This is a genomic window from Thalassotalea atypica (assembly GCF_030295975.1).
Classification (GTDB): Bacteria; Pseudomonadota; Gammaproteobacteria; order Enterobacterales; family Alteromonadaceae; genus Thalassotalea_F; species Thalassotalea_F atypica.
Window position 1 is genome coordinate 3549799 of the sequence record NZ_AP027364.1, and the last position, 25964, is coordinate 3575762.

Annotated in this window: 22 protein-coding genes; 4 read left to right on the forward strand and 18 right to left on the reverse strand. The window is 40.6% G+C overall.

Annotated features, from left to right (window positions below):
• Nucleotides 1-5 precede the first annotated feature (5 nt).
• Genes QUE03_RS16190 through QUE03_RS16225 form a run of 8 tightly spaced genes read right to left on the reverse strand, consistent with a single transcriptional unit; the run spans nucleotide 6 to nucleotide 7938 of the window.
• On the reverse strand, nucleotides 6-1718 hold the full coding sequence (locus tag QUE03_RS16190; protein WP_286262989.1) for a GspE/PulE family protein: 1713 nt from the start codon (nucleotides 1716-1718) through the stop codon (nucleotides 6-8).
• Entirely contained in the window at nucleotides 1718-2839 is a 1122-nt protein-coding gene (locus tag QUE03_RS16195) for a tetratricopeptide repeat protein (protein WP_286262990.1), read from the reverse strand. Before QUE03_RS16195 ends, QUE03_RS16190 begins: the two co-directional genes overlap by 1 nt.
• On the reverse strand, nucleotides 2836-3744 hold the full coding sequence (locus tag QUE03_RS16200; RefSeq protein ID WP_286262991.1) for an ExeA family protein: 909 nt from the start codon (nucleotides 3742-3744) through the stop codon (nucleotides 2836-2838). The genes QUE03_RS16195 and QUE03_RS16200 overlap by 4 nt, the downstream gene beginning before the upstream one ends.
• Before the next feature lie 3 nt (nucleotides 3745-3747).
• Complete coding sequence (gene mshL, locus QUE03_RS16205; protein ID WP_286262992.1) at nucleotides 3748-5403, reverse strand: pilus (MSHA type) biogenesis protein MshL; 1656 nt, start codon at nucleotides 5401-5403, stop codon at nucleotides 3748-3750.
• An 8-nt stretch (nucleotides 5404-5411) separates the two neighbouring features.
• Nucleotides 5412-5747, reverse strand: coding sequence for a hypothetical protein (locus QUE03_RS16210; RefSeq protein WP_286262993.1), 336 nt, complete (start codon nucleotides 5745-5747; stop codon nucleotides 5412-5414).
• Nucleotides 5740-6432, reverse strand: a complete 693-nt coding sequence (locus QUE03_RS16215; protein WP_286262994.1) for a hypothetical protein — start codon at nucleotides 6430-6432, stop codon at nucleotides 5740-5742. Before QUE03_RS16215 ends, QUE03_RS16210 begins: the two co-directional genes overlap by 8 nt.
• Before the next feature lies 1 nt (nucleotide 6433).
• On the reverse strand, nucleotides 6434-7036 hold the full coding sequence (locus QUE03_RS16220; protein WP_286262995.1) for a PilN domain-containing protein: 603 nt from the start codon (nucleotides 7034-7036) through the stop codon (nucleotides 6434-6436).
• Entirely contained in the window at nucleotides 7033-7938 is a 906-nt protein-coding gene (locus QUE03_RS16225) for a hypothetical protein (RefSeq protein WP_286262996.1), read from the reverse strand. Before QUE03_RS16225 ends, QUE03_RS16220 begins: the two co-directional genes overlap by 4 nt.
• Before the next feature lie 145 nt (nucleotides 7939-8083).
• Here QUE03_RS16225 and QUE03_RS16230 point away from each other — a divergent pair, with 145 nt between their 5' ends.
• Nucleotides 8084-9028 carry a 1-aminocyclopropane-1-carboxylate deaminase/D-cysteine desulfhydrase gene (locus tag QUE03_RS16230; RefSeq protein ID WP_286262997.1) on the forward strand — a complete coding sequence of 315 codons (945 nt, stop codon included), beginning with the start codon at nucleotides 8084-8086 and terminating at the stop codon, nucleotides 9026-9028.
• On the opposite strand, the gene QUE03_RS16235 is transcribed toward QUE03_RS16230, so the two are convergent.
• The 5 genes from QUE03_RS16235 to rpsF form a co-directional block, all read right to left on the reverse strand.
• A complete protein-coding gene (locus tag QUE03_RS16235; RefSeq protein WP_286262998.1) occupies nucleotides 8982-10817 on the reverse strand; it encodes an EAL domain-containing protein in 1836 nt (611 codons plus the stop codon). The genes QUE03_RS16230 and QUE03_RS16235 overlap by 47 nt on opposite strands.
• A gap of 120 nt (nucleotides 10818-10937) precedes the next feature.
• Complete coding sequence (gene rplI, locus QUE03_RS16240; protein ID WP_286262999.1) at nucleotides 10938-11390, reverse strand: 50S ribosomal protein L9; 453 nt, start codon at nucleotides 11388-11390, stop codon at nucleotides 10938-10940.
• A gap of 17 nt (nucleotides 11391-11407) precedes the next feature.
• Nucleotides 11408-11635, reverse strand: coding sequence for a 30S ribosomal protein S18 (gene rpsR / locus QUE03_RS16245; protein WP_286263000.1), 228 nt, complete (start codon nucleotides 11633-11635; stop codon nucleotides 11408-11410).
• A gap of 10 nt (nucleotides 11636-11645) precedes the next feature.
• Nucleotides 11646-11954 (reverse strand): primosomal replication protein N, encoded by a 309-nt coding sequence (gene priB / locus QUE03_RS16250; RefSeq protein ID WP_286267885.1) that lies wholly within the window; start codon nucleotides 11952-11954, stop codon nucleotides 11646-11648.
• 22 nt (nucleotides 11955-11976) lie between these two features.
• Nucleotides 11977-12387 (reverse strand): 30S ribosomal protein S6, encoded by a 411-nt coding sequence (gene rpsF, locus QUE03_RS16255; protein WP_286263001.1) that lies wholly within the window; start codon nucleotides 12385-12387, stop codon nucleotides 11977-11979.
• Nucleotides 12388-12768: 381 nt separating this feature from the next.
• On the opposite strand from rpsF, the gene QUE03_RS16260 reads away from it, so the two are divergent.
• Nucleotides 12769-14601 carry a methyl-accepting chemotaxis protein gene (locus QUE03_RS16260; protein ID WP_286263002.1) on the forward strand — a complete coding sequence of 611 codons (1833 nt, stop codon included), beginning with the start codon at nucleotides 12769-12771 and terminating at the stop codon, nucleotides 14599-14601.
• A gap of 57 nt (nucleotides 14602-14658) precedes the next feature.
• On the opposite strand, the gene rlmB is transcribed toward QUE03_RS16260, so the two are convergent.
• The 3 genes from rlmB to QUE03_RS16275 all read right to left on the reverse strand — a co-directional run bounded on the left by rlmB (nucleotide 14659) and on the right by QUE03_RS16275 (nucleotide 18644).
• Nucleotides 14659-15426 (reverse strand): 23S rRNA (guanosine(2251)-2'-O)-methyltransferase RlmB, encoded by a 768-nt coding sequence (gene rlmB, locus QUE03_RS16265; RefSeq protein WP_286263003.1) that lies wholly within the window; start codon nucleotides 15424-15426, stop codon nucleotides 14659-14661.
• A 41-nt stretch (nucleotides 15427-15467) separates the two neighbouring features.
• Nucleotides 15468-17906 (reverse strand): ribonuclease R, encoded by a 2439-nt coding sequence (gene rnr / locus QUE03_RS16270; RefSeq protein WP_286263004.1) that lies wholly within the window; start codon nucleotides 17904-17906, stop codon nucleotides 15468-15470.
• A 105-nt stretch (nucleotides 17907-18011) separates the two neighbouring features.
• A complete protein-coding gene (locus QUE03_RS16275) occupies nucleotides 18012-18644 on the reverse strand; it encodes a tetratricopeptide repeat protein (RefSeq protein ID WP_286263005.1) in 633 nt (210 codons plus the stop codon).
• A 248-nt stretch (nucleotides 18645-18892) separates the two neighbouring features.
• Between QUE03_RS16275 and QUE03_RS16280 the strand changes: the two genes are divergently transcribed.
• Together QUE03_RS16280 and QUE03_RS16285 are read left to right on the forward strand one after the other, a co-directional pair.
• A complete protein-coding gene (locus tag QUE03_RS16280) occupies nucleotides 18893-19930 on the forward strand; it encodes a GGDEF domain-containing protein (RefSeq protein ID WP_286263006.1) in 1038 nt (345 codons plus the stop codon).
• Nucleotides 19931-20048: 118 nt separating this feature from the next.
• Nucleotides 20049-21239 (forward strand): cyclic di-GMP phosphodiesterase, encoded by a 1191-nt coding sequence (locus QUE03_RS16285; RefSeq protein ID WP_286263007.1) that lies wholly within the window; start codon nucleotides 20049-20051, stop codon nucleotides 21237-21239.
• 66 nt (nucleotides 21240-21305) lie between these two features.
• Here the strand turns inward: QUE03_RS16285 and QUE03_RS16290 are convergent, their stop codons facing one another.
• On the reverse strand, nucleotides 21306-22715 hold the full coding sequence (locus tag QUE03_RS16290) for a M20/M25/M40 family metallo-hydrolase (RefSeq protein WP_286263008.1): 1410 nt from the start codon (nucleotides 22713-22715) through the stop codon (nucleotides 21306-21308).
• Nucleotides 22716-22817: 102 nt separating this feature from the next.
• Nucleotides 22818-25958 (reverse strand): efflux RND transporter permease subunit, encoded by a 3141-nt coding sequence (locus QUE03_RS16295; RefSeq protein WP_286263009.1) that lies wholly within the window; start codon nucleotides 25956-25958, stop codon nucleotides 22818-22820.
• Between the last annotated feature and the right edge of the window lie 6 nt (nucleotides 25959-25964).

Genomic DNA, 25964 nt, shown 5'->3' on the forward strand with positions numbered 1-25964 from the left:
TCTCTTTATCCCGCCACTTCAACCGTTTCAACTAATCTTAACACTTCGTCAACAGTGGTAACACCTTGAACTGCATAATCAAATGCCGCATGTGATAAGGGTTTGAATGTAGGGTTCTGTTTAGATAACTCAGTAAATGCTTCAGTATCTTCGCGTTTTAAGGCCGCCATCATCGGCTCATTCATTTCTAATAACTCAAACACACCAATACGTCCTTTATATCCGGTATATGAGCACGATTGACATCCTTTGCCTTGTTTAAAGTGGATATCTTCAACCTGTTGACCTGTCAGGTTTGTTAACCATAGTTTTTCTTGGCTGGTGGGTTGATGTTCTACAACACAGTTTTCACAAATACGTCGTACTAACCGCTGTGCTATAACCGCACGCAATGAGCTTCCAACTAGAAAGCCAGCAGCGCCCATATCAATCAATCGCAAAGCACTGGTTATTGCATCATTGGTATGGAGTGTCGACAAGACTAAGTGACCGGTTAATGCTCCACGAAGTCCAATTTCCACGGTTTCATGATCACGCATCTCACCGACCATAATAATATCCGGATCTTGACGTAGTGCGGTGCGTAATACATTTGAAAAGGTCAGATCAATTTTGCTATTAACCTGTACCTGATTAATGCGAGGCAATCGATATTCTACTGGGTCTTCCGCGGTAATAATTTTATTGGATGATTGATTCAGCTCACTCAACGCCGCATATAGGGTAGTGGTTTTACCGCTACCTGTTGGACCCGTCACTAACACCATACCATGAGGTCTTGATATTTGATGACGCAATCGCTTCACTAATTCCGCCGGCATACCCGTCTCATCAAATGATAATAACCCTGCCGATTGATCTAGTAAACGCATCACCACTGACTCACCAAACTGTACTGGCATGGTAGACATACGTACATCAATGCTATGCCCTTTAACCTGTAAGTTGAAGCGGCCGTCTTGAGGCAGTCGTTTTTCGGAAATATCGAGACCAGCCATCAGCTTTAACCGCAAGACCAACGCCGAGGCAATTTTATTTTCGTTTAGAATATTTTCCTGCAAAACACCATCAATACGTTGGCGAATGCGTAATTGCTTTTCATCTGGCTCGATATGAATATCTGATGCGCGCATTTGCACAGCATCTTCAAACACCGACTGCAATAATTTGCCCACTGTGGCGTCACCACCATCATCAAATGAAGCGGTTAAATCAAAGTCGCTGGTTTGGTCGTACTCTTGCTCTAACTGACTGGCAAACGATTCGATTTCTGCCGTGCGTCGATAAAGAGAGTCAAACGCTTCAAATAATTGAGACTCCATCACCACAGCAAGTTCGAGACGTTTAGGCGACAACATTTGCTCTAACTGATCTAAACCACCTAAATCGGCAGGGTCACTCATTCCAATTAATACGCTTTCACCTCGATCTTCTATCACTAACGCACGTAATCGTCGCGCATGAACTTCAGGTAAAAGCGCGGCGATCTCACCAGGTATACGCCTTTGACTAATATCAAGAAATGGCACATCCAGTTGTTGTGCTAAAAAGCCCAGTAGTTGACGTTCAGAAATGTACCCTAGTTCAATTAATGCATCGCCAAGTTTGCGCCCTGTTGTTTTCTGACTGTTCAGCGCCTGCATCAACTGCTCATTGGTAATAATGTGTTCGTGGACAAGTAAGTCGCCCAGGCGCATTTTTAGTTTTGGTGCTACCATTATTGTTCCCCTAACTCTAGCTTCCGCTGCTTAGCAAAATTTGTCGCGCTGACAGAGAGTCCACCTGCCTCAGTGGCTTTATTGTAGGTAGAATATGCCTCTGAATATTGGCCTAAGCTGTCATATGAAATAGCTAGTCCTAATAACCAGCGTCCTTCATTTCCTTGGAGCTGTATTAATCTTAAATACGCCTCTTTGGCGTATTGATGTTGTTTAAGTGATTGTGCCGTTGTTGCCAATAAAGACTGATATTCAACGTTTGAAGTCTCTGGAACTTCAGCTAACGTTGCAAAGGCTTGTTGTTGGAAACCTCGTTCAGAATATATTTTGGCGAGCATTATCCTTAACTCACTGTCTTGTGGTGTTAACTTTATGCCATTCGCCAGTAAATTGATCGCTTCTTGCAAAGATTGACGACCATATAGTAGTGCCGCTAACTGTTTTCTTGCCGCCAAATGTGACGGAGATATTAATAGTACGTCTTCAAATAGCTTTTCTGCCAGCGGCATATCACTATCGATAACGGCTTGTTTCGCTTGCGTCATTTTCTTTTCTGCAAGCGCCTGCGGAGATAGCTTCTTACGAGAGATACTTAACGTTTGTTTGGCTTCAATTGCGCTTTTTGTATCAACGGCTTCGCTATTGTCTGTCACTGGCATTTTATCAACAACGATCTGTGATGAGGCTACATCTTTTGAGTTTGTAATTCGCTCAGACGTCGGGCTAACTAAATGTTTAGGTATCGACTCAGTGACTTGTTCGGCTGCGTGATTATTTGGCTCATTAGGCTGTTCTTTGAGGATTTGATTATCCAACGGCGCTTGTTTATCACTCTCTTGACTAGTCGGAGGGGTGATCGAGGAAGTTACATCGTTTTGATTACTAACGCTGATATTATTGACGGCGTCACTAGCGCTAGCCAGCGACTGGCTTTTTAGCGATTGATTTTCAGTGTACAGATACGCTAACGCCACCAAGATAAGAGTAACGAGTACGGTGAAAAATACCGCTAGTGGCGTGTTGCTCTTTGCTGTTGAAATAGGAACAGGAATATGCGTGGCTGACGGATTATCTTCTTGGCGTTTATCTAAATCTTTGAGCATCTGATTAATCACACTCATAACACGGCTCCTACATAGCTGATCCCCATTGCGGACAAACCTAACAGGCCCAGCAAAATTAATACTCCAACCTTGTGCATTTGCAGCCAAGACAGCTTCGCATCTTCGGTATCAGCAACAGCGAGTTTTAAGTGCTCTACGGTTATTTGATATTGCCCCTGTCCGTAGCACAGCATCAACATTTTGTGGCAGAGCACATTCACCAACCTTGGGATCCCGCGGGTTGCATAGGTAATGAATTTACATACTTCATTCGAAAATAACGCTGCCCCTTTATAACCTGCAACACGAAGGCGATGTTGAATATAATGTGTAACTTCTTGAGCGCTCATGGGCCTTAATTCATAGGAAAAAGTGATACGTTGACGTAGTTGTCTAAATTCAGCGTGAGCAAGCCTGTCATTTAATTCAGGCTGCCCAAACAGCACCACTTGCAAGAGTTTACGAGTTTCCGTTTCTAAATTGGTAAATAGGCGCAATGCTTCAAGACTTTCTGATGGAAGGGCTTGTGCTTCATCTAGAATTAGCACCACAGAATGGCCTTGCCCGTGCAGTTCCAACAATCGATTCTGAATACGTTGAGTAAGCAATTGAGCGGACATTCGCTGCGCCTGCTTAACGCCTAGCTCGGCCGCTACAGCGCGTCGTAATTCATCGGGATTCAGGTAGGGATTGGGAATATAGGCCGTGACAAAATGTTCAGGTATTTCATTGAGTAATTTTCGACAAAGCAACGTTTTTCCGGTCCCTACTTCACCGACAACTTTCAAAAACCCTTCGCCGGTTTGTAATGCGGTGGTTAAAACCGCAAGAGCCTCATGATGAGGCTCTAACCCTAAAAAAAACTCCGTATTAGGTGTTAAAGTAAAAGGTAACTCCCTTAGTCCAAAGTGGTATAAGTACATAAGTTACTTACTTTCAGGGAACCACTGTTTCAATAAAGCGCGTGCTTCTTTTAGCTGTTCGTTCCATGTGTTATGACCAATAACTATCGGTTTTAACATGATCACTAGTTCTTTTTTCTGCGTACTTTGGCTTTTACTCTTAAACAGTTCACCTAAATATGGAATATCCCCAAGTAGCGGCGTTTTTGACTCTAAATCTATTTTTTTGGTTTCAATCAAGCCGCCAATAACGACAATATCGCCAGATTTTGCGCGCACAATGGTGTCAGACTCTCGGACGCTACTTTGTGCAAGCGGTAATATTATACTTTGTTCACTCAAGGTGATTTGCTTAATTTGTTCTTGAGTGGTGGTAACTGATGGGTGGACATGTAATATCACTTCACCACTTTCATCTATTTGCGGGGTAACGTCCAAAGCAATACCAGAAAAGAATGGTGTTAAGTCAATTTCAGGTGTTGTAGTTGTTGATGTGCCCGTGGTGGTGGTACTTGAAACATCAGTTACAAAATACTCATCTTCGCCTACTTTGATGACCGCTTTTTGGTTATTAGTGGCAGTTATTCTTGGGCTTGATAGCACTTGTACATTGCCTTGTGTTTGTAGCAACTCGATGACGCCACTGAAATCAGTATTTTTAAATGAAATTGATGTTGCTCCACCAATTGCCGCAGAGATTGTGTTGCCAACAGTGCCTGCAGAGGTAGAAAATCCGATATCTGTGCTGCCAATATGACCAAGGACATTTTCCCAATTAACCCCTTGTTGATAGTCATCATTAAGCACAACTTCCATAATTTTAGCTTCAATGATCACTTGGCGACGTAAATGGTTTTGGGTATCGCTGATGAATTTTTTGACCGCTTTGATTTCACCAGGGAGTGCTTTCACTGTCACTAAACCTGCTTGCGGTGAAACAATAACTGAGCGCCCCGCTTCTGTTCCAACTAACGTTTCTAACGTTTCTTTAAGCTCCGTCCAAAAATCCGATTCATTTTCAGTGTAAATATTGATACCACTAGAGCCGTTTTGGTTGCCATTGTTGTTATTGTTGTTGTTGTTATTGTTGTTTCGAGAATTACCATTCGAGTTATTATTGCTGTTGGTGTTTGGATCATTTTCTGAAACGCCGCCAGAATTTATGCTAGTGCTTGATGAGCCATAACGTTTCACAAATAAATAATTTAGCGGTATGGTTTCTGTGCGCATGCCAGCAGGATAAACCTGAATAACATTACCAAATCGTCGAACTTCAAATCCGTACAAATCTTCTAAAACAGATATGGCTTCTTCGACCGTAACATCTTTTAAATTTAAGGTAATTTTACCTTGCACATCGGAATGAACAGCAATGCTGTAACTTGAGTCCTCGACAATACCGGCAAATAAGTCCTTTGCCTCGACGTCAATAGCAGCAATATCAAGGCGTTTTTCAGCAAGTAGACTATCCTTTGCCTGCAATAAACTTTGCTGCATCAACTCTTGCTGAACTGCACTTGGCAATTCACCTAAGGGTTTAGGTGTTTTTGCGCTTGTGGATTTTTCAATCGCCTTGTCTAATTCATTGACAACATCGGTTGGTTGTTCAGGAATTGTAGTACAACCGGCTAATGTGATAATTAACGTGTAAAAAAATAGGCTGACTTTTGTTTGTTTCATACTGTTTTTCATTTATTTTTATAATTCACAATGGCCTGAGGGAGTAAGGTTAATGTACGCTCTCGATCCGGCGATTTAATCACTACAGAATTAGCATTAATGGCAACCACTTGATAATTCATAATGGGTTCACCAATTTTTAATAGTGTTCCGCTAATAATGACTTTATTAAATGCGCCATGTTTATCTTTAATGATCGATTGCAAAGTAAGATCGGTGCTTGTTGATTTCGCACTAGGTAAATCACTGCCCCGCACTAAGGGCTTAGTCGGATCAAATTGTCCTTGATGGGCATTCACCGAGCATGCAAAACTCAAGATGAAAGTAATAAAAATTTTAGACACCGATAAACTCTCGCTTAGTACTTAAACTATAAAGAGTCACTTCCAATTCGCTGATTGGGTACTCTTTCAGTTGGTAATCAAAATCTTGCCAAAAAAATGTCCATGACATTTGCTCTAATTGCTGTAAATAGTCTCGAAGTTTGAAATATTTTCCGGTTAATTTTATTTTAATACTGTGTTTATACAAGCCACCTAAGGCGACTGGTTGTTTGTTTTCACTTATTTTTTCATTAACACTCATTGTGTCGGAAGATACAGGAGTGAGCAATGCCTGCGCAGGTTCTACTTGGAAAGAAACTAAAGTAACTCCCTGCTGTACGCTTAGTAAATCCATCAAAGCAAAGCGCATTTGAACTGGATTTATCAAGTCGGAGGTTAGTTTAAGTAAATCTTTATCGACATTAGCCAAATTTTTCTCAAGCAATTTGATTCTGTCATTGGTGACTTCGTTGGGGTCCTTTATAAGAGCCTCTTCAAACAAGGCTATCGACTGTTCATTTGCAAGCACAGATGCAGAATGATCATTGATGAGTTTTTGATGTTTGTTAATAGCAATTAAGCTCGGTTCAATGTACAAATTGAAAATCATCAGCACAATCACCACTAGACCAGAAATTGTGATGAGGTATTGCTCTCGAGGAGTAATTTGCAAAAACTTTTCACTATATTGACGAAGTTGTTCCATATTAATCCTGCTCCTTTTGCAAAAAAGAGCTTACAGTGAATTCAATATATTTGTTTTCATTCTCATTTAACTGAAAATGGTTGAACAAACGTCCCGACAGTACTTTGGAGCGTTCAAAATTGGTTAACCAAGTAGGCACAGCTTCTGGGCTGCGTGCAATACCACCAAATCGTATAAAGTGTTCGTTAATTCGAATGTCGGTCAAACTGATATTTTTATGATGCAATAATGCTAAATCACTCATTGCGTTGGCAAAGCCATCGATATAGCTGTCATCAGTATTGGTTAAGTAATTATGGATCGTTTTTTTATTAGCAATAATACTTTTTAGCGTTTGCTCTTTAGCTATCAACTCAGTTGAAGGCTTGTGACTGGCTAATTGTGCTTTCAAGGTCGTTAATTTTTGCTCTTGCTGTTGCTTTTCTGTGGTCAGTTTTGTCGCCTCAAGATCGAGAGAACGCTCCGTTCCTTGAAAAGATAAGGCAATGAAAACCATAACGATAAACACCATCACCCAAATTGATAAAACTCGCGGTAATGTGAGTAACGGGTGTTCAGGAAGTAATTCACCTTGGAGTAAATTAATACTGTACTTGCCGGTCATTGCTGCTCTCCACCATTAATTAAAGTGGCGGCACCATAGGCAACTGCATAGGCACGGTTTTCAATTTGCGTTTCGTCTAAAGACAACACGTTAACGGTTGCAAGTGTATTCTCAGCAAGCTTTGAGGCCAAATACTGCTCGGCCTTTATCGGCAGCAGTAGTTGGATATCCTTAATTGGCGGTTGTTTTAATTGTCGCTCAAAGTAATCCATTGAACGCTGTATTTCTAGGCTCAGCGAATCAATAATACCAAAACTTAGCTCTTCTGGAGTTTTGTTGGCAATCTGCGTATAGCCGCGTAATCGACGATGAAAATATATCTGGCTTGCTTTCACTATCAAAATGACTATTTCTTCATTGGGTTGTTGACACACCAACAACACGGCCTGCTCTTTATGAGGTAGCAAGCCTGCAAAAGCGAACTCTTCTGTGGTAATTGATTTCAGCGACAAGCCGCTTTTTTCAAACTGCTCTACTAAAGGAGCTAAGCTACTTTTTCGGGCACACACTACATTTATTTTTTCAGCACCACCCGCCTGAATAGGTCCAGAGAAGTAATCAACAATCATATCTTCAGGTTCAACAGTAACAAGATCTTTAACTTGCCACTTGAGGGCTGCATTAATTTCGTCATCGGGAATATTGGGTTTATCAACTTGTACCATTTGATATTGTGAAGAAGACAATACTAATTGAACATTCGCAGTTATTGATTTTTGGGCGAGCACTGACTTTAGCGCACCAAGGTAATTTTCTTGTTCAACAGGAAGTTGGTTAGTTTTAAACTTTTGTCCAGGCGCGTAAAAACAGTATGCAATGGCATCTTTGCGAAATGCAACACCGAGCATATTGGCAGACTCTGTTTTAGCAAACAAATTTGAAAACTTAGTTATAAACGACATTTAGCGAATCTTATTATCATTGTTATTATAACGGTATAGCCAAAACTATTATCCTGCTTTCATTAATTCGCGCAAGTTATTAATTGCAATACTAGGGTTAAAGGCGTTATTTTGTCGAAAACAACTAGTAAAACCCTGTTTATTTATGACGTTACCTTCTCGGCTAGAGCAAATTGACTGTTCCTTATTTAAAAAACATAGAGTTAATGTGTTCATTAAACGTGATGACTTAATTCATCCAATTATTTCGGGCAATAAATGGCGAAAACTAAAAGGGAATTTAGCAGAAGCAAAGCGCCAAAATAAAAAAGGGATTGTTAGCTTTGGTGGGGCTTATTCAAATCATATTCATGCGTTGGCTTATGCCTGTCATCAACATAAATTATCATCCATAGGTATCATTCGAGGTGAATCACAATATCAAGACAATTTTACTTTATCATGGGCAAGGTATTGGCAGATGCAATTTAAATTTGTTGATCGCAAAACATATAGAAAACGACATGAAAAAGATTATTTAGCAGAGCTTGCTATAATGTATCCAGATCATTTCGTTGTCCCCGAAGGCGGTACCAATTCCTTTGCTTTGTCAGGTGTTGGAGAAGTGATCAGCGAATTAAATCAACAGCTGGACTACGACACCATCATGCTACCTGTTGGCAGTGGCGGCACTATCTCTGGGCTGATTAAAGCAGATCATGATCAGCATGAAATATTAGGTGTAGCTGTATTAAAACAAAATGGTTACTTATTGGATGAAATTACTCAGTTACTACCAAATACTGCCCACCACTATGGAAACTGGCGGTTACTAGAGGATTTTCACTGTGGTGGTTACGCCAAATTCTCAGCACAACATTGTCAACGAATTATCGAATTTATAGACGAATCCCAAATTCCTTTCGAACCAGTCTATTCAGGTAAAATGTTGCTGGCACTACTCGATTTAGTTGAAGCGGAATATTTTCCAGAAAACCATACCATAGTGTTATTACACACTGGCGGTTTGCAAGGACTAGGAGGGCTAGCAGAAAGAAAGCTCATCAAGGCAACTCAATGGCTTGTGCCATCTGGGCCACCGGCTCGGTAAAGTAATGCCCTTGCCCTCCTTTAATACCTAATTGAGTTAAGGTCAGCCATTCTTCTTTACTTTCAACACCTAGGGCATAAATACAGACATTATTTTCAATACAAATAGAGTTTAAACTTTGTATAAACACTTGGTTTTCTATACGTAAGTGCAAGTGATGTACAATACTGCGATGCAATTTAACGTAACGGACTGGGCTCTCTCTTAAATAGTCAGCACTAACAACATATTGGCCTACTTTATCTGCTAGTATTTTCAAACCCAGTTCGTCAAGAAATTCTAAAATCGATTTGAGCCGGTTTAGGTGGGCAGCTAAGTGATACTCACTGATTTCAATGATCAGTTTACTTGCCGCATCAGGAATACTTGCCAACTTATGAAACAAACGTTCAATAAAGTCTTCATTTAATAACGAGTCGACTGACATGTTAATACTGCACGCTTCTTGTTGTTTTTGCTCATATTGGATTAAACGACAAACCTGTTCAAACACAAGCATATCAACTTGGCTGGCCAAGCCACATTTTTGTGCCATGGGTAAAAATACCCTTGCACTGATCAACTTACCTTGTTCATCTCTAACTTTTGACAGTACCTCATGATGCAGAATTTCATCACTATTGTTGGCAATTACCGGCTGAAAAAATAACACAAACGCATTTTTGTTAATCGCCCTTGTTAAATATGTTCTCCATTTTAAAGAGCCTTTGGCACTTTCTTGAACAACTTCGCCTGAGTCATACCTAAACCATTGGCTAGGGCCTTGAAGTTGCGCGCTTCTGAGGGCCATATCTGCCTCAGCCATGATTTGATACCCTTGTTGTTGCTGGCTAAAGCAACTAACGCCAATATGGCAAGACTCCTCTTCATTGATCCCTACTGGGTATTTTAAGGCATCTAAGCTTCGCAGCAGTTTGGTTGCTAATTTTTCGGTTTCGGCGATAAAGATCCCTGGCACTAAAATGGCAACATCAAAGGTATCACGACGGGCAATAAAATAATGAGCGAGGTTTTCCATTCGGCGATCAATTAATGCAATTGCTGATTCTAAGATAGTCATCGAAGCATGATTTCCGTATAGCGACTGAATAACCTCTAGCCCATTAAAGTTAATCAACAGCACAGCTCCTCGTGGTTCCTCCTCACACAACAGTGCGTCAAGCCGATTATTGAAAAATTCGCGATTACCAATACCCGTCTCATGATCAAGTAATGCCTGCTCTCGGATCAATTGATCAGCTTTGCCATGTACGCGCTTAGCTTCTTGTAACTGTTCAACAATTGAACCTACTGCCTTCGCAATTACACCTGTAGCAGGTAGCGGCTGGATTACACCTCTAATGGTTGATAAATAAGCCCAATGTTCGAGCGCGCTTAGTTGTTGTAAGCTGTTGTTTATCGACCGATAGATGAGCAATCTAGTAATGAACACAAGCACAGAAAAAATCAAAGTCACAGAAAGAAATATAGGAGAGGTTAATAAAACCCAAATAGGATGAACAAAAATTAATGAAGTTTCAGCTGCGCTGCTTTCAATTATTCGTATCAGCGGTATTTGTTTTTGAGGTCCGGCATAGAGTACTTGGGCAGTTTCTAAACTACGGACTTCGATCAATTGATCTGATGCATATTGATAATTTTGACTTATGAGCAATATTGTCGCGTCATTATTTTGCTGCTGCCAAAATAAAGTCAGTGTGACCACCAAACAGAACATATATAACGCAACACAAAATAGGTCAAAACGCTTTACTACTGCGATGTTGGTTTGTTTGGCCATTTCAGACATTGGCAAACGACTCTTATTTCATCCCTTGATATAGTTTCAAGTGTAGTTAATCTTTTAAATTTTGAACAAAAAAAAACGCTGAAATAAAATTTCAGCGTTTTACACAAAAAAGTCAGTTAATTATGCTTCAGCAATAACTACAACTTTAATGTTAGTATCTACATCGTTATGTAAGTGAATAACGATATCGAATTCACCTGTTTCACGAATAGTACCTAAAGGCATACGTACTTGTGCTTTTGCTACTTCAACACCAGCTTCAGTAATCGCATCAGCGATATCTTTAGTACCAATTGAACCGAATAATTTACCTTCATCACCTGCAGTTGATGCAATAGTAATTTCAGCTAATTCAACGATTTTAGCAGCTTGTGCTTCAGCAGCAGCTAATGCTTCTGCTAATTGCTTTTCTAAATCAGCACGACGAGCTTCAAAGTGCTCAACGTTAGCTTTAGATGCAAATACTGCTTTGCCTTTTGGTAATAAGTAGTTACGCGCGTAACCAGACTTTACCGTTACCTTGTCACCAAGGCCGCCTAACTTGGCGATTTTATCTAGAAGGATAACTTCCATCTTAATGCCCCTTTAGGTTACTTGTGTAAATCAGTATACGGTAATAATGCTAAGTAACGAGCACGCTTGATCGCACGACCAAGTTGACGTTGATATTTAGCACTTGTACCAGTAATACGGCTAGGAACGATTTTACCACTTTCAGTGATATAGTTTTTCAACGTAGCGATATCTTTGTAATCGATTTCGCTAGCGCCTTCCGCAGTGAAGCGGCAGAACTTACGACGTCTAAAAAAACGTGACATGGGATTTCTCCTAATTAATCATTTCAATCTGTTGAGCATGCAAAACGAGTAGCGGGTTACCATTTCTCGATTCATGTCGGTTAATAAAACCAGACACTTGAATTTGCATACCTTCAGTTAATTCACTTGCTAAGCTTTGTGACCATTCCCCCGTTGCCACAACTTGCATCCTGACGAATGCTTGTCGGTTCAAACCATCTTCAACTTGTATTGAGCGATGCTCAATTAAAAACTGGCAATGGTGCAAACCTGCTGGGCTTGTTGAAAGTTTAGGTTTCTTATACACCAAACCTATCAACACAAGGCAATTCTCTTTCATTAAAGAGTCAGTCACAGATTACTTATTCAGCAGCAGCTTCTTCTTGAGCAGGAGCAGCAGGTGCTTCAGTAGTAACCTCTTTCTTAGCTTCGCGGCGATCGTCGCGACGGTCTTCTTTAGCATTCGCCATTGGAGATGCTTCAGTTACCGCGCCTTTTGTACGCATGATCATGTTACGAATAACAACATCGTTATAACGGAAAGAAGTTTCTAGTTCATCAATAACTGCTTGAGGCGCTTCAACATTCATAAGAACGTAATGTGCTTTGTGCAATTTATTGATTGGGTAAGCTAACTGACGACGACCCCAGTCTTCAAGGCGATTTACTTTACCTTCAGCTGCAGTGATCAAATCAGTGTAGCGCTGGATCATACCAGCTACTTGTTCACTCTGATCAGGGTGAACCATAAATACGATTTCGTAATGACGCATTACGAGCTCCTTACGGTTGTAGTCTCGTATCTGGCTCAGCCAACACCAGTATTGAGACAAGGAACAAAAATTAAGGCTGAATTAAGGTCGCGTATTGTAGGGAAATTAATCATATAATGCAATTGATATCATAACTTTCTCTATTACCCATATTACACGAGCTGTTTGTCGATCTGTAAAACCATACTTCGAACTGATTTACGTCGCGCAATCGAGCTGTAACAAAAATGTTAAATGACACCAAGTTGTCACCATGATTTAACACAATCGTTACACAAAGCAGGTTTTTCGCGGCAATGTTTCTTTTCTATTGCAATTGACTGGCACTAGATATAACTTGATCTAGATCAAGTTTACATAATAATTATAAGTGGAAAAAACATGCCATCACGAAGTTTGTCTCTTAAGAAAAAGCTCCTTATATTACTCAGCGCAGTAATCATGGGACTCCTTTTACTATTGTTCTCAACAAATTACTTTTCAACACAAGTGAGACAACTGGAAGCATCAAAGAGTGAAATTCAACGGATCGGATTAATAGCATTACAATTAAGACGAAATGAAAAAGATTTCATCATTCGAAAACAAACAAAATACCTAGAGAAACACGCAGAAAATTTCAAGAAACTTACCTTAGCCTTAGCGTCACTAAAGAACTTAAACAAAGAGATTAATGGCAATATTCCTGTTGATCAGCTAATGCAAAGCTACCAACTCTACCGATCTAAATTCGTCGCACTTGGGAAAGCTTATCAGCAGCGAGGCTTAGATAAAAACTCGGGACGTTATGGTGAATTGCGCGCAGCAACCCATAGAATAGAAGAAATTTATAAGTCGTTAGATGACGCAAGGAATCAAGTTACACTGCTCACTATCAGACGTCATGAAAAAGACTATATGCTCAGAAGTGATGAAAAATATTTGGATAAACTGTATGCAACATTGGGCACATTGCGTGTCAATAGCACTATGATTCGAGGCACTTCGGCACTAATCAACGATTACGAGCACGCAATAAAGAATTACCATGCAATAGATCGCAGCATCGGATTATCGCCGCAAACTGGGCTTAATGGCGAGATGCGAAGTGCAATTCATGACGCTGAGTCTTTACTAAAAGTAGCTACCGAACAATCAACAGCGTACATTGAAGAAAAAGCGAGCCTTTCCTTTTGGGCCTCCATAATCATTTTCCTTATCATTTCAACCGCACTGGCTATTTTTATTGTTAAGCTAATCAATATCATTATCATGCCTATTAAAAGTGCAGTTAATAGCATCGAAAGAGTCATCGCGACACGTGATTTTTCACTTCAAGTTGAAAAAGAAACTGACGATGAATTTGGCCAAGTGATTGACTCTATAAATAATTTCATCAAATTTACCAATAAAATTCACAAAGCTGTCGAAGAGCTACGTCATGTGAGCGCAGCGGTTGAAAGTAATGCAAAACTAACGCAACAAAGCCTAAATATTCAATCTCAAAAATGCGAACAAGTCTCCACCGCAACGGTCGAATTAGACGCATCAGCTTCTGACATTGTTGAAAACACAACCGTAACCACTAAAACGGCGGAGTTAATTTCTACTCAGGCGAACAAAGGCCAACAACAGCTTAATGAATTAGGCGAGTTTCTTAATAAGAATGCAGAAGATTTAGTCTCATCTGCCAAAGACATTAAAGAACTAGAAGAAAAGTGCAATTCTATAGGGGGGTTCATTACTGAGATTCGCGGCATTGCTGAGCAAACCAACTTGCTGGCGCTAAATGCAGCCATTGAAGCAGCACGCGCTGGTGAGCAAGGCAGAGGATTTTCTGTCGTTGCTGATGAAGTTCGTACCTTGGCAAATAGAACTCAAACATCGACTGAGCAAATCACAGATATCATTAGTGAATTGCACACATTAACGTTGAGTTCGGTGGCGAAAGTAGAAGCGAGCAAGAACGGTAGTATCAATAACTTAACGCAGATAAATAACTCATCACAAACATTAGACGAAATCATCAATGAAGTGAGTTCAATTCACGAAATGACCTCAAGTATTGCAAGTGCAATTAAAGAGCAAAGTACTGCTATTCACGAGATTGCCGAAAATATTACCGAGATAAAAGACAATAACGATAAAAATGTCCAACAAGCGCAACTAAGTTTAGACTCTTGTACGCTGGCTAATCAAAAAACCGTCGGCTTGCTGTCTTATAAACTCAGCTAATCTACCAAGTAAAAAGGGAGCTCTAAGGCTCCCTTTTTACTTTGCATCAACATAATATCACGCGATTGATTTAACTAATCGTTGTCTGACAATCTCAAATAAACAAATACCACTTGCCACCGAAACATTTAAACTTGAAACACTGCCCGACATGGGTAACTTAACTAACTGATCACAATGTTCGCGAGTTAACCGCCGCATGCCTTTACCTTCGGCCCCCATCACCAGTGCCATAGGCCCATCAAGCTTAACATCATAGAGGCACGTATCTGTTTCACCCGCTGTACCAATAATCCAAACGCCCATACCTTGCAATTGCTTCATGGTTCTTACTAAGTTTGTCACCTGAACTAAAGGCACAGTTTCAGCTGCACCAACCGCCACTTTACGAACCGTAGCGGTAATTTTGGCGGCTTTATCTTTCGGAACAATAATCGCTTGAACTCCTGCCGCATCAGCATTTCTTAAACAAGCACCCAAATTATGGGGATCAGTCACACCATCTAAAATCAACAAAAACGGAGATTGATTCTTAGCACTAGCTGCCTGCAAGATATCTTCGATATCATTCTCATTGTATTGTTTACCCTGCTTAACACGTGCAACAATACCCTGGTGTTGCTCGCCATCACATTTATCATCTAGTACTTTTCGCTGTACCAATTGCGCAGAAATACCGTATTTTCTTGCCAAATTAATGATCGGTAACAGACGCTCATCTTCTCGTCCTTTCAACAGCCATATTTCAATGAACCTTTCCGGTGCTTGTTCAAATAATGCGCTGACCGCATGGATACCAAATACTAACTCTTCTTGCTTTGCCATAATGTTATTTAACTTTTATTACTTACTGATGATAATTCAATTTAGCTACTTTTAGCTTTTTTACGGGCATTTTTTCCTCGGCGCGATTTTCTATCGGCTCTTTTCTTTGCCTTAGATTTAACCGCCTTGCCTTTTTTCTTAGCACTCCCCTGCTTTTTGGAGGACGAAGGTCTTTTCTTTCCGTCTTTTTCAACGTGGTGTTTTCCGCCCTTACCAGATTTAGCTCGTGACTTGCCGTTTGACTCTTGAGAGGCACTTTTACTTCTGCGAACAGGTTTTGCTTTTTTCAATATTGCCTTGTCGCCATGTAGAACAAGGTCAATTTTTTTCTCATCCAAATTAACAGCTGATACTTGCACTTCTAACAAGTCACCGACATGATATTTTTGTCCGCTATGCTCGCCCGTTAAGCACATGCGCACATCATCAAAGTGATAGTAATCTCGTCCTAATGACGTGATGTGAATTAAGCCCTCAATGTGTAAATCAGTTAAACGAACAAATAAGCCGAAGTTGGTTACTGTAGAAATAACACCTGTAAAGGTATCGCCTACGTGATCTTGCATGTATTCACATTTTAGCCAATCCGAAACATCCCGAGTTGCATCATCAGCGCGACGCTCTGTCATAGAGCAATGCTCACCAAGCTCTGTTACTTGTTCTTCAGTATAATTCCAGCATCCTTGATTAACCGAGCTATTTTCCTGTGCCTGTAATATCGCTTTTATAACACGATGTATGACCAAATCAGGGTATCGGCGGATAGGCGAAGTAAAGTGACTATAAGAGCCTAATGCTAGGCCAAAGTGCCCTAAATTATCACTCTGATAAACCGCTTGCCTCATTGATCGCAGTAACATCGTTTGAATAAGTTCTCGATCTGGGCGTTCGGCAACCCGTGCTAAAATTGCTCCATAATCGGCTGGCTCTGGCTGCTCTTTAAACGGCAACTCAAGGCCAAGTTCAGCAAGGTATTTAACAAAATTTTGGTATTTTTCTTCACTCGGCTTATCGTGAACACGAAAAAGTCCCGGCATTTGATGTTTTTCAACAAATTTAGCGGTAGCGACGTTGGCGAGGATCATGCACTCTTCGATCATTTTATGCGCATCATTTCGCACCACAGGCACTATCGACTCAATTTTACGATCTTGATTGAATAAAAAGCGGGATTCTTCTGTTTCAAATGCAATAGCACCACGTTCATCACGGGCATAGCTCAGTGCAGTATACAACTGATGTAGATTAATAAGATCTGGCACTAACGGTTGATATTGCTCTATTAATGTTTCGTCGCCATCTAGAATTGCCGCCACTTTAGTATAAGTAAATCGCGCATGAGAGCGCATAACAGCTGGATAAAACTTACTGCCTGATAACTTGCCTGCAGCGCTGACCGTCATTTCACACACCATACACAAGCGGTCTACTTCAGGGTTTAATGAACACAAACCATTGGACAACTTTTCCGGTAGCATCGGGATCACTTGGCTTGGGAAATAGACTGAGTTTCCGCGTGAAATTGCCTCATCATCAAGAGCTGTGCCTGACCTAACGTAATAACTAACATCGGCAATCGCAACCCATAATCGCCAGCCACCTGATTTTTTAGGCTCACAATATACCGCATCATCAAAATCACGGGCATCTTCACCATCAATGGTTACTAGGGGTAAATCACGTAAATCAACACGATCTTTCTTGGCCGTTTCATCAACTTCATCGGCTAGATTATCAATTTCATCAAGTACATTTTGCTGCCATTGATGCGGTAAATCATGCTCACGTAGCGCTATTTCGATCTCCATCCCTGGTGCCATGTGCTCGCCTAGTACTTCATTGACTTTACCAACAGCACTTGCACGTTTTGTTGGCCGTTGAATGATATCAACAACGACCATTTGACCATGACGAGCACCCAATTTATTGCCCGGAGGGATCATAATATCTTGTTTTATACGAGCATCATCTGGAATTACAAAAGCTAATTTATGTTCAACATAGAAACGCCCAACGATTGGCGCTTTACGCGACTCAATCACGTCCAATACTCGTATTTCTTTTCTACCTTTGCGATCAGTACGATCCACTATCATCGCTTCAACAATGTCACCATGAATGACGCGCTGCATTTCATGAGATGAAATAAATAAGTCTTTGCCACCAGCATCAGGTACAAAAAAACCATAGCCGTCTCGATGACCGATAACCCGACCAGTAATCACATCATCTCGGCTTGCAATAACGTATTTTCTAAACTTATTAAATGATATTTGCCCAGCACCTTCCATCGCGCGCAATCTACGTTTAATGCCAATTTGAAGATCAGGATCATCAGCATACTTTAAGGCTTTTAGGACTTCTTTAAAGGTAAGACCTGAGGTTGATTTCTCGATTAAAGATAATAAGTGCTCACGACTTGCTACAGGTTTGTCATATTTTTGAGCTTCTCTATCGAAGAAAGGATCGGTTTGACTCACATTTATTGCTCATTGAGTTTTTGTTAAGTATATCTCAGTTGCGATAAATGCGCTTGCCAAATAAATGAATTTTAAGTAGATATTAATGTATATAGTAACCCAAAGTTAATATTGGGAATTTTTTGCTCGAGCAATCACATGCTCTGGCATTTTACTCGCAAGACCACTCAGCAGGTTCGCAATTTGCTTGTGTATTTTCTTGTCATCAGTGACTGCATGATGCAGTTGTGAATAAAGCTCAGGAAAATCAAGGGGGCTACCTTGCCCTTGGTTGTATATTTTAGCGAGTCGCATTTGTGCTTTTAAGTTATTCATTGACGATGCTGCTTTTAAATAAACAATCGCTTTGCCAGTGTCTGGCTGCATAAACTTGCCAACATGGTAATAACGCCCAAGTTGCTCTAACGCTTCAGGTAAGCCTTGGTTTGCTGATTCATGCATAAAATGTAGGCCAAGCTCTACATCCTTTTTAATACACACACCATAGGCAAGCATATCGCCCCATAAAAACTGATAAGAAGGCATATGAGCTTTAACAGCACGTGCCTCAATATCTTGTGTTAGCTGACACTCATCTAAAACAACTTGACTTAAATGCTTGTTCTCTTTGATTAATTCAAGCAATTGATTATCAGTATAAATTTGAACCGCTTGCAGGTTTTGTCCTTGGCTTGTCGCTGAAAACATCATAGCAACTAGGCACATACTTAAGGTAAGAAAACGATGATAGATAGACATAAAACCTCAATAATAAACTACTTCTCTTTGTATCGACGGAACGTTATTTTTCTCAAGGTGTTTTTGTCAAATCGATACATTCTACGACATCATTCAAAATTAAAAGCAAAAAAGATACCATTATAATAGATATTATCAGTGACAGATTGAAGTGCTTGCATATTTTTCACTTGCTAAATATGCTCACATATTGGACTATTTCAATGTAATTATTTGTCATCTTTAATATTTGCCGCGCTAGCACTAAAATGGACAACGTTGTAACTATGTCGCAATTAGAAGAACTCATCGAAAACTCAAAAGCAAACGAAGCGATAGCACAAAAGCTGTTTGATATTGAAACGGCAATTATTTCTAGTCAAACAAGCAAAGAATTATTGCACCGGTTATTGTTGTTAATAAAGGAAAAGTTTGAATTAACCAATATTCATTTATTACTTGCATCTCCGCCACCACTTAGTTATCTGATAAGCAATAGTGCTCAACCGGGTTGGCATGATAAGAATACCACCAAGTTGCCAGCCTCTAGACTAGAAGCATTACACCCGAATATTACCCCGTTGCTGACGAATGACCTTGAGCAACTTGAACAATTATTGCCTCCTAGCCTCGCAAAAGTGGCAAACTCTGCCGCGTTGACGCCGCTGATGCTTGAAGGGAAGTTGTTTGGTAGCCTAGTTTTTACAGACGCTGATCCTCAGCGATTTAGTCCAAGTTTAGGCATCTATCACCTTCAACAATTAGGGGCAAAAGTAAGTCTTTGTCTTTCAAATGTATTGATCAGAGAACAGCTTGAGTACATGGCCAATTTCGATGGCCTCACCGGTCTGGGAAACCGTCGTTTAATGGAGAAAACCCTAAAGGAAGAGCTCAATCGCCACCAACGTTATCAAGTACCATTTTCCGTTCTATTTATTGATTGTAATAAATTTAAACAACTTAATGATACCTATGGTCATGATTGTGGCGATAAAGTATTAGCGTATGTAGCGACTCAATTAAAAGACTTAATTCGCGACAATGACAGGTGTTTTAGATATGCAGGAGATGAATTCGTCGTGGCTTTAGCCAGCCAAGGCGAAAAAGAGGCGACATTAGCCGCCAAAAGGCTAGTTGAGTATTTTGAACAGAACACTATGCCCTATGAAAACCACCAACTTAAAATTACTATCAGCTGTGGTGTTGCAACAAGTGATGGAAAAAAGAGTATTGAACAGTTGCTAAACTCGGCGGATACACAGTTGTACCTCCATAAAAACAAAAAAATTGATTATGAAGTAAACTAACTTTTTCATTATCCTGTATGTTTTTTGACATGAGAACTACACTAACTTTAAGGCTAAGGATAAATTTTTAGTGATGAAAATGAGTTAAGTATTTATCAATCAGGATACGCTTTTTTACATGATAGTTGAGAAGAAAATAACGGAATTAGAGGTAGGCTATTATATCCTAGATATTGTAGAACAAGATGGTACTTATAGCCTTAAAAAACCTGGCCACATAAAAAATATTAACGTGATATCGCATTTAGCGAGCAACGGCGTTTTATCTGTATTGGTTGATAAATCAAAAACACTCATCACCTCTGTCGACAAAGATGGGAATACTACACTTGAGCCGGCATCAGAGAAACAAAGCAAAAATACTACAATCAAACTTGAGCTAACAAAAGCTAAGAAAATATTTAAAGAATCTAAAAGTATTCAACGACAACTTTTTTCAGATGTGCTTAACGGAAAAGACATTAACTTAACATCCGTCAAAGAAATAACTAATCGAGCGACAGATGCAATTTTCAAAAATCAAGACGCCCTCGCCTGTATTTTAAATATTCGCATCAAGGATGAATATTTGTTGGAGCATTCGGTTTCGGTCTCCATATTAATGACTATATTTGCAAAACATTTAGGTATTGAACGTCAAATTATTGAGCAACTCAGTATCGGCGCCTTCTTGCATGATGTGGGTAAAATTATGATACCAAACCAAATACTCAACAAGCCCTCTCGGCTGACAGAGGAAGAGTTTGTAACGATGAAAACTCATACTAACCACTCTATTAAAATTCTCAATAACACACCTAATATTTCAGAGTTAAGTCTTGAAGTTGCAGCACTTCATCATGAAAAGCTCAACGGCAGAGGATATCCATACGGGTTAAAAAGCAAAGATATTTCTCTCTATGGGCGCATGATCGCCGTATGTGATATTTTCGACGCGCTCACCGCAGACAGATGTTACAAAGACGGCTATCCGCACATTAAGGCGTTTAATATCTTAAGAAAACTGGCTCAAGACGGCGAGCTAGACAATGAACTGGTTGATAAATTTATTCATTGTATGGGGGTTTATCCGGTAGGCTCTTTGGTTGAATTAAAGTCTCATCGTTTAGCCATCGTGGAAGAACGTAATAGTAAAGAGCCGATCAAACCTAAAGTGCGTGCATTTTATAATGTTAATACCCGACATTATACCATGACGGAAGATATTGATTTAGCTAAAACAGAAGACACTATTGCTAAAGGTGCTCGAGCTGATGAGTTTGATTTAGACATGAACCGCATTGTGGAATTTTTGATGATGCAAGGGTAGTTATGTAAGATGGCGCACATAGAAAAAAAGAGCCTAAACGGCTCTTTTTTTTAAACCAATACTTTTCTATTTACGAAAATCAGTATTAGCTTGTGCGGTAAAATACGCAAACATGGTATACACCGCTGTATTTTGTTTTAGGTCAGCAGGGTTAATTTTATCAAATGTATCATTTTCTGTATGGTGATAGTCAAAATACCTTGAGCCATCAGGTGAAAAATTCACACTGGGCATACCTGCATCTGAAAGTGCCCCCATGTCTGATTGCGCGCGCGCTTTATTTTTCGGCGCTAAGGCGACCCCTAAAGGCGTGATCAACTGAGCAAATTCTCGCATTGCATTTAACGACTCTGCCCCCACACCAACACTCATTTTATAAATAGGGCCTAAACCAAAGTCCCATTCAGCACCAATCACATGATTGCTCATATTGTCTTTATGCAATTCGACATATTTTTTAGCGCCAAGTAAGCCTACTTCTTCCGCAGCAAATAAAATCACACGGATGGTACGTTTTGGACGTTCAGGTAATTGGCCAATATGGTGTGCAGCGGCCATTACCATTCCTATCCCTAAGCCGTCATCCAATGCACCTGTACCTACATCCCAGCTATCAAGGTGTGCGCCCAGCGATACTATTTGCTCAGGTAACTCGCTGCCAGTGAATTCACCAACTACATTAGCTGATTTAACCTGCACATCTGATTGAATCTCAGAGCTCATATTTAACGCAACGGTAACCGCCTTACCGCGTTTTAGCTGATTCACTAGTAAATCAGCATCAGGATTAGACAACGCCGCCGCAGGAATTTTTTTGACCCCATCTTTATAACGCATGATGCCGGTATGTGCGATACGATTATCGTCAGTACCCACTGAACGCATGATCAATGCAATAGCACCTTTTTCAGCTGCAACCGCTGCGCCCGTTACACGTGTACCCACCGCTTTGCCGTAACCATGGCCATCAATGTGCCTTTCCATTCGATACGATACAAAAGCGATTTTTCCATCGAGACTGCCTTTCTCTGCTTCTTTTAACGCCGCTAAGTTTTCAAAATGAACAACTTCAGCTTCAATACCTTTTTCACCTGTACCAACACTGCCGCCCAATGCAATAGCCACCATTTTTTGCGGGTAAGGTGAAACAATGCTCGCGCTAACTTCACCACGAATCCACTGAGCTTTAGTGACTTCTTCTGTCCATACTTTGTCAAAACCTAGCGATTTCATTTTATCAACCGCCCAAACAATAGATTTCGCATCACCGGGCGTGCCCATCATTCTGTTGCCGACTTCGGTTGTCAGCGACTCAATGATGTTATAAGAAAGATCTGACGAAAGGCTGGTTTGTTTCAACGTATCTAACGTAACCAACTCTTGTTCTGTTAATGCTTGAGCTGATGTCATCGCTGTCCACGCACAAGCCAATGCCGTCAGCGCAGTATAAATACCTTTACGCATCGCTAAATTCATAAATTCTCCCAGATTTAAGTGTAAAAACGGCCAAATTTTTTCAAATTTAGCCGCTTAAATTTCTATCAAAATATCGTGAATGATCACATTAGGCAAACCAACTTAGGCTGCATTTTCAACATTCTCGACAGAATGAGCATTATTTGCGTTAACTGACTGAAGTTTCTTTGCTTTACGCAAATCACGGAGCGCCAGTAAGCAAGGTGTAAGAATTAACGTTAACACGGTCGCAAAAGCTAAGCCACCAGCAACCGCCGTGGCTAGTTGTGCCCACCATTGCGTTGACGGTGCATTATATAGTGCACTACGATTGAAGAAATCAATGTTTACTTGCAGCACCATAGGCATTAAACCCAAAATGGTAGTAACGGTTGTTAACATAACAGGACGTAAACGCTGCGCACCTGTTCTTAAAATGGCGTCCATGATTGGATACCCTTCTTTTCTAAGCACATTATAAGTATCGATTAAAACAATATTATTATTCACCACAATACCAGCAAGTGAAATAACGCCAATTCCCCCCATCACAATACCAAAAGGTCGTTGCACAATCATTAACGCTAAGAACACGCCTATAGTTGAAAATAACACCGCACTTAAAATGAGTGCTGCTTGGTAAAAACTATTAAATTGAGTCACTAATATTAACGCCATAACAAATAACGCAATACCAAAAGCATTAATAAGAAAGTCTTGAGATTCTTGTTGGTCTTCATTTTGGCCTTTAATGGCTAAATCAACACTAGGATGCAACCCTAAACTTGGCAGTACTTTTTCAAGTTTAGGCAATTCCTGTACAAGCTGAGCGCCAGGGATTAAATTGGCGCGAACTGAAACCACTCGCTTACCATCAACGCGGCGAATAGTATCGACTTTTGGCGCAGCTTTTCGTTCAACAAAACTGCCGACAGGTACCAAGCCACTAGCTGTTTTGACGCGAATGCTGTCTAAACGATCAATGTTACGTTTCTCTTCCGGAAAACGAACACGAATATCAAGTTCGTCATCTACATCATCAGGACGGTACTCGCCTAACTTAAGACCATTAGTGACCATTTGTACGCTTGAGCCAACCAAAGTCGCATCTGCGCCGTAAGTCGCGGCTAAACTTCGATTGATTTTTAATTGCCACTCTATACCAGGTTTTGAACTGTTATCTTCAATATTGGTAAACTGACCATTGGCCACTAAGGCTTGACGCACTTTTTTAACGTTGTCATTGAGAATTGATGGAAAACGTGAACTCAGCTCAATGACTAAATCTTTACCACCACCTGGTCCTGGGCTGTTTTTTCTTGCTTCAATTTCAACGCCAGCTAGATGCGCAGTTCGCTGTTCGATATCTGCAATCACTTCATCCGCTATACGGCGATATTGCCAGTCATGAAAAACGATTCTAAAGCTACCTACGCGATCATTGCCACCGGTACGCGTATATAGACTTTTGATGTCCTCAATCGTCAGGATTCGTTGCTCGATATCCGCCATGATTTGATCTTTCTCTCGGATCGACAAATCACCATGAGAACGCACAACTATCGATGCACTGGTTGGCTCAACATCAGGAAAGAAAATAACCCCTAAGCCGGAATTCCCATAAGAAAACATCACCAAGATGGCACCAATAATTGTGCCCAGCAACACTTTTTTAGGGTTGTTGATTGCACTTGTAAGGACACGAATATACTTACCAGTGAAGCCTTTAAGCTTAGATAAATCCCCTTCTTCCGCTTCAATCATTTGCTGTTTGTCTTGCTTACTGATCACTCGCGCACGACCAAATACAGCACCCAGTGTTGGCACAAACACCAATGCCATAGCGAGCGATGCAGTTAACACTGCAATTAACGTGAACGGCAAATACTTCATGAATTCGCCCATAATGCCCGGCCAGAACATCAGTGGAGCAAAAGCAGCTAATGTCGTTGCTGTTGATGCGATAATGGGCCATGCCATACGGCGTGCTGCCATTTTGTACGCCTTTTTGCGAGGCACACCTTCACTTAACTGACGGTCGGCAAATTCCGTGACTACAATGGCACCGTCAACCAACATACCAACAGACATGATCAAACCAAACAAGACAACAATATTGACAGTTAAACCTGCCATGGCGATCACTAAGATACCTGTTAAAAATGCCCCTGGAATTGCCAAACCTACTAGCATTGCACTTCTTGTACCTAAGGCTGCAATCACTACAATAACGACTAATAAAACTGCTGAAAAAACATTGTTCTGTAAGTCGTTTAGTGTTTCTTTTACTTCTAATGACTTATCGCCAATGTAATTGACTAGGACTTGTTCCGGCCACTTCTTGCGACTCTTTTCAATGATGGCTTTGACTTTCTCGACCGTGTAGATAATATTTTCGCCTGAACGTTTTTTTACCTCAAGAGATAGTGAGCGCTCTCCATTGAGTCGAGCGAAGGAGTTAGGATCTTTGTAGGCACGGCGAACTATTGATACATCCTGAAAGGTAATAACCTTGTCACCATTAACCTTGATTGGCAGTTCTAGTAAATCTTGGATGGTTTCAAAAACTGAAGGCACTTTTATTGCAAAACGCCCTTTTCCGGTATCCATTGTACCCGCTGGTACTAGGCGATTATTACGTTCAACAAGGTTATAAATGTCGCTTTGATCTAAGCCGTAGCTTTCCATTAACAATGGGTCGACGATAATTTCAACCATGTCTTCGCGGTCGCCACCGATTTCTACTTCCAGTACTTCCTGTAGGGCTTCGATATCATCTTTTAAGTCACGGCCAATCGTTACTAATCCGCGCTCAGTCACCGGGCCAGATAAGACCACAGTCACTGCTGGCTCTTCATCTGCCATCGTCACTTCATGCACTTCTGGTTCTTCTGTCTCTGAAGGCAATTTCGCTTTAGCTAAAGTGACTTTGTCCCTTACATCAGCCAATGCTTCTTTAGGATCCAATCCTGCTTCGAATTCCAACGTAACCGATGCGTGGCCTTCGCTGGCGTTAGCCGTCATTTCCTTCACGCCAGCAATGGTTTTGAGTTCTTTTTCCATCGGGCGTACTAACATTCTTTCAGCATCTTCTGGTGAAATGCCATCATGTACCATAGAAACGTAAATAACAGGAATGGTAATATCTGGATTAGATTCTTTAGCAATATTTAAGTATGTCATTGCCCCAGAAAACAGCAACAAAACAAAGAGTAATAATACTGAACGGGTTCTTGTTAGCGCTGCATCAATTAAGGTTAACATTTTATT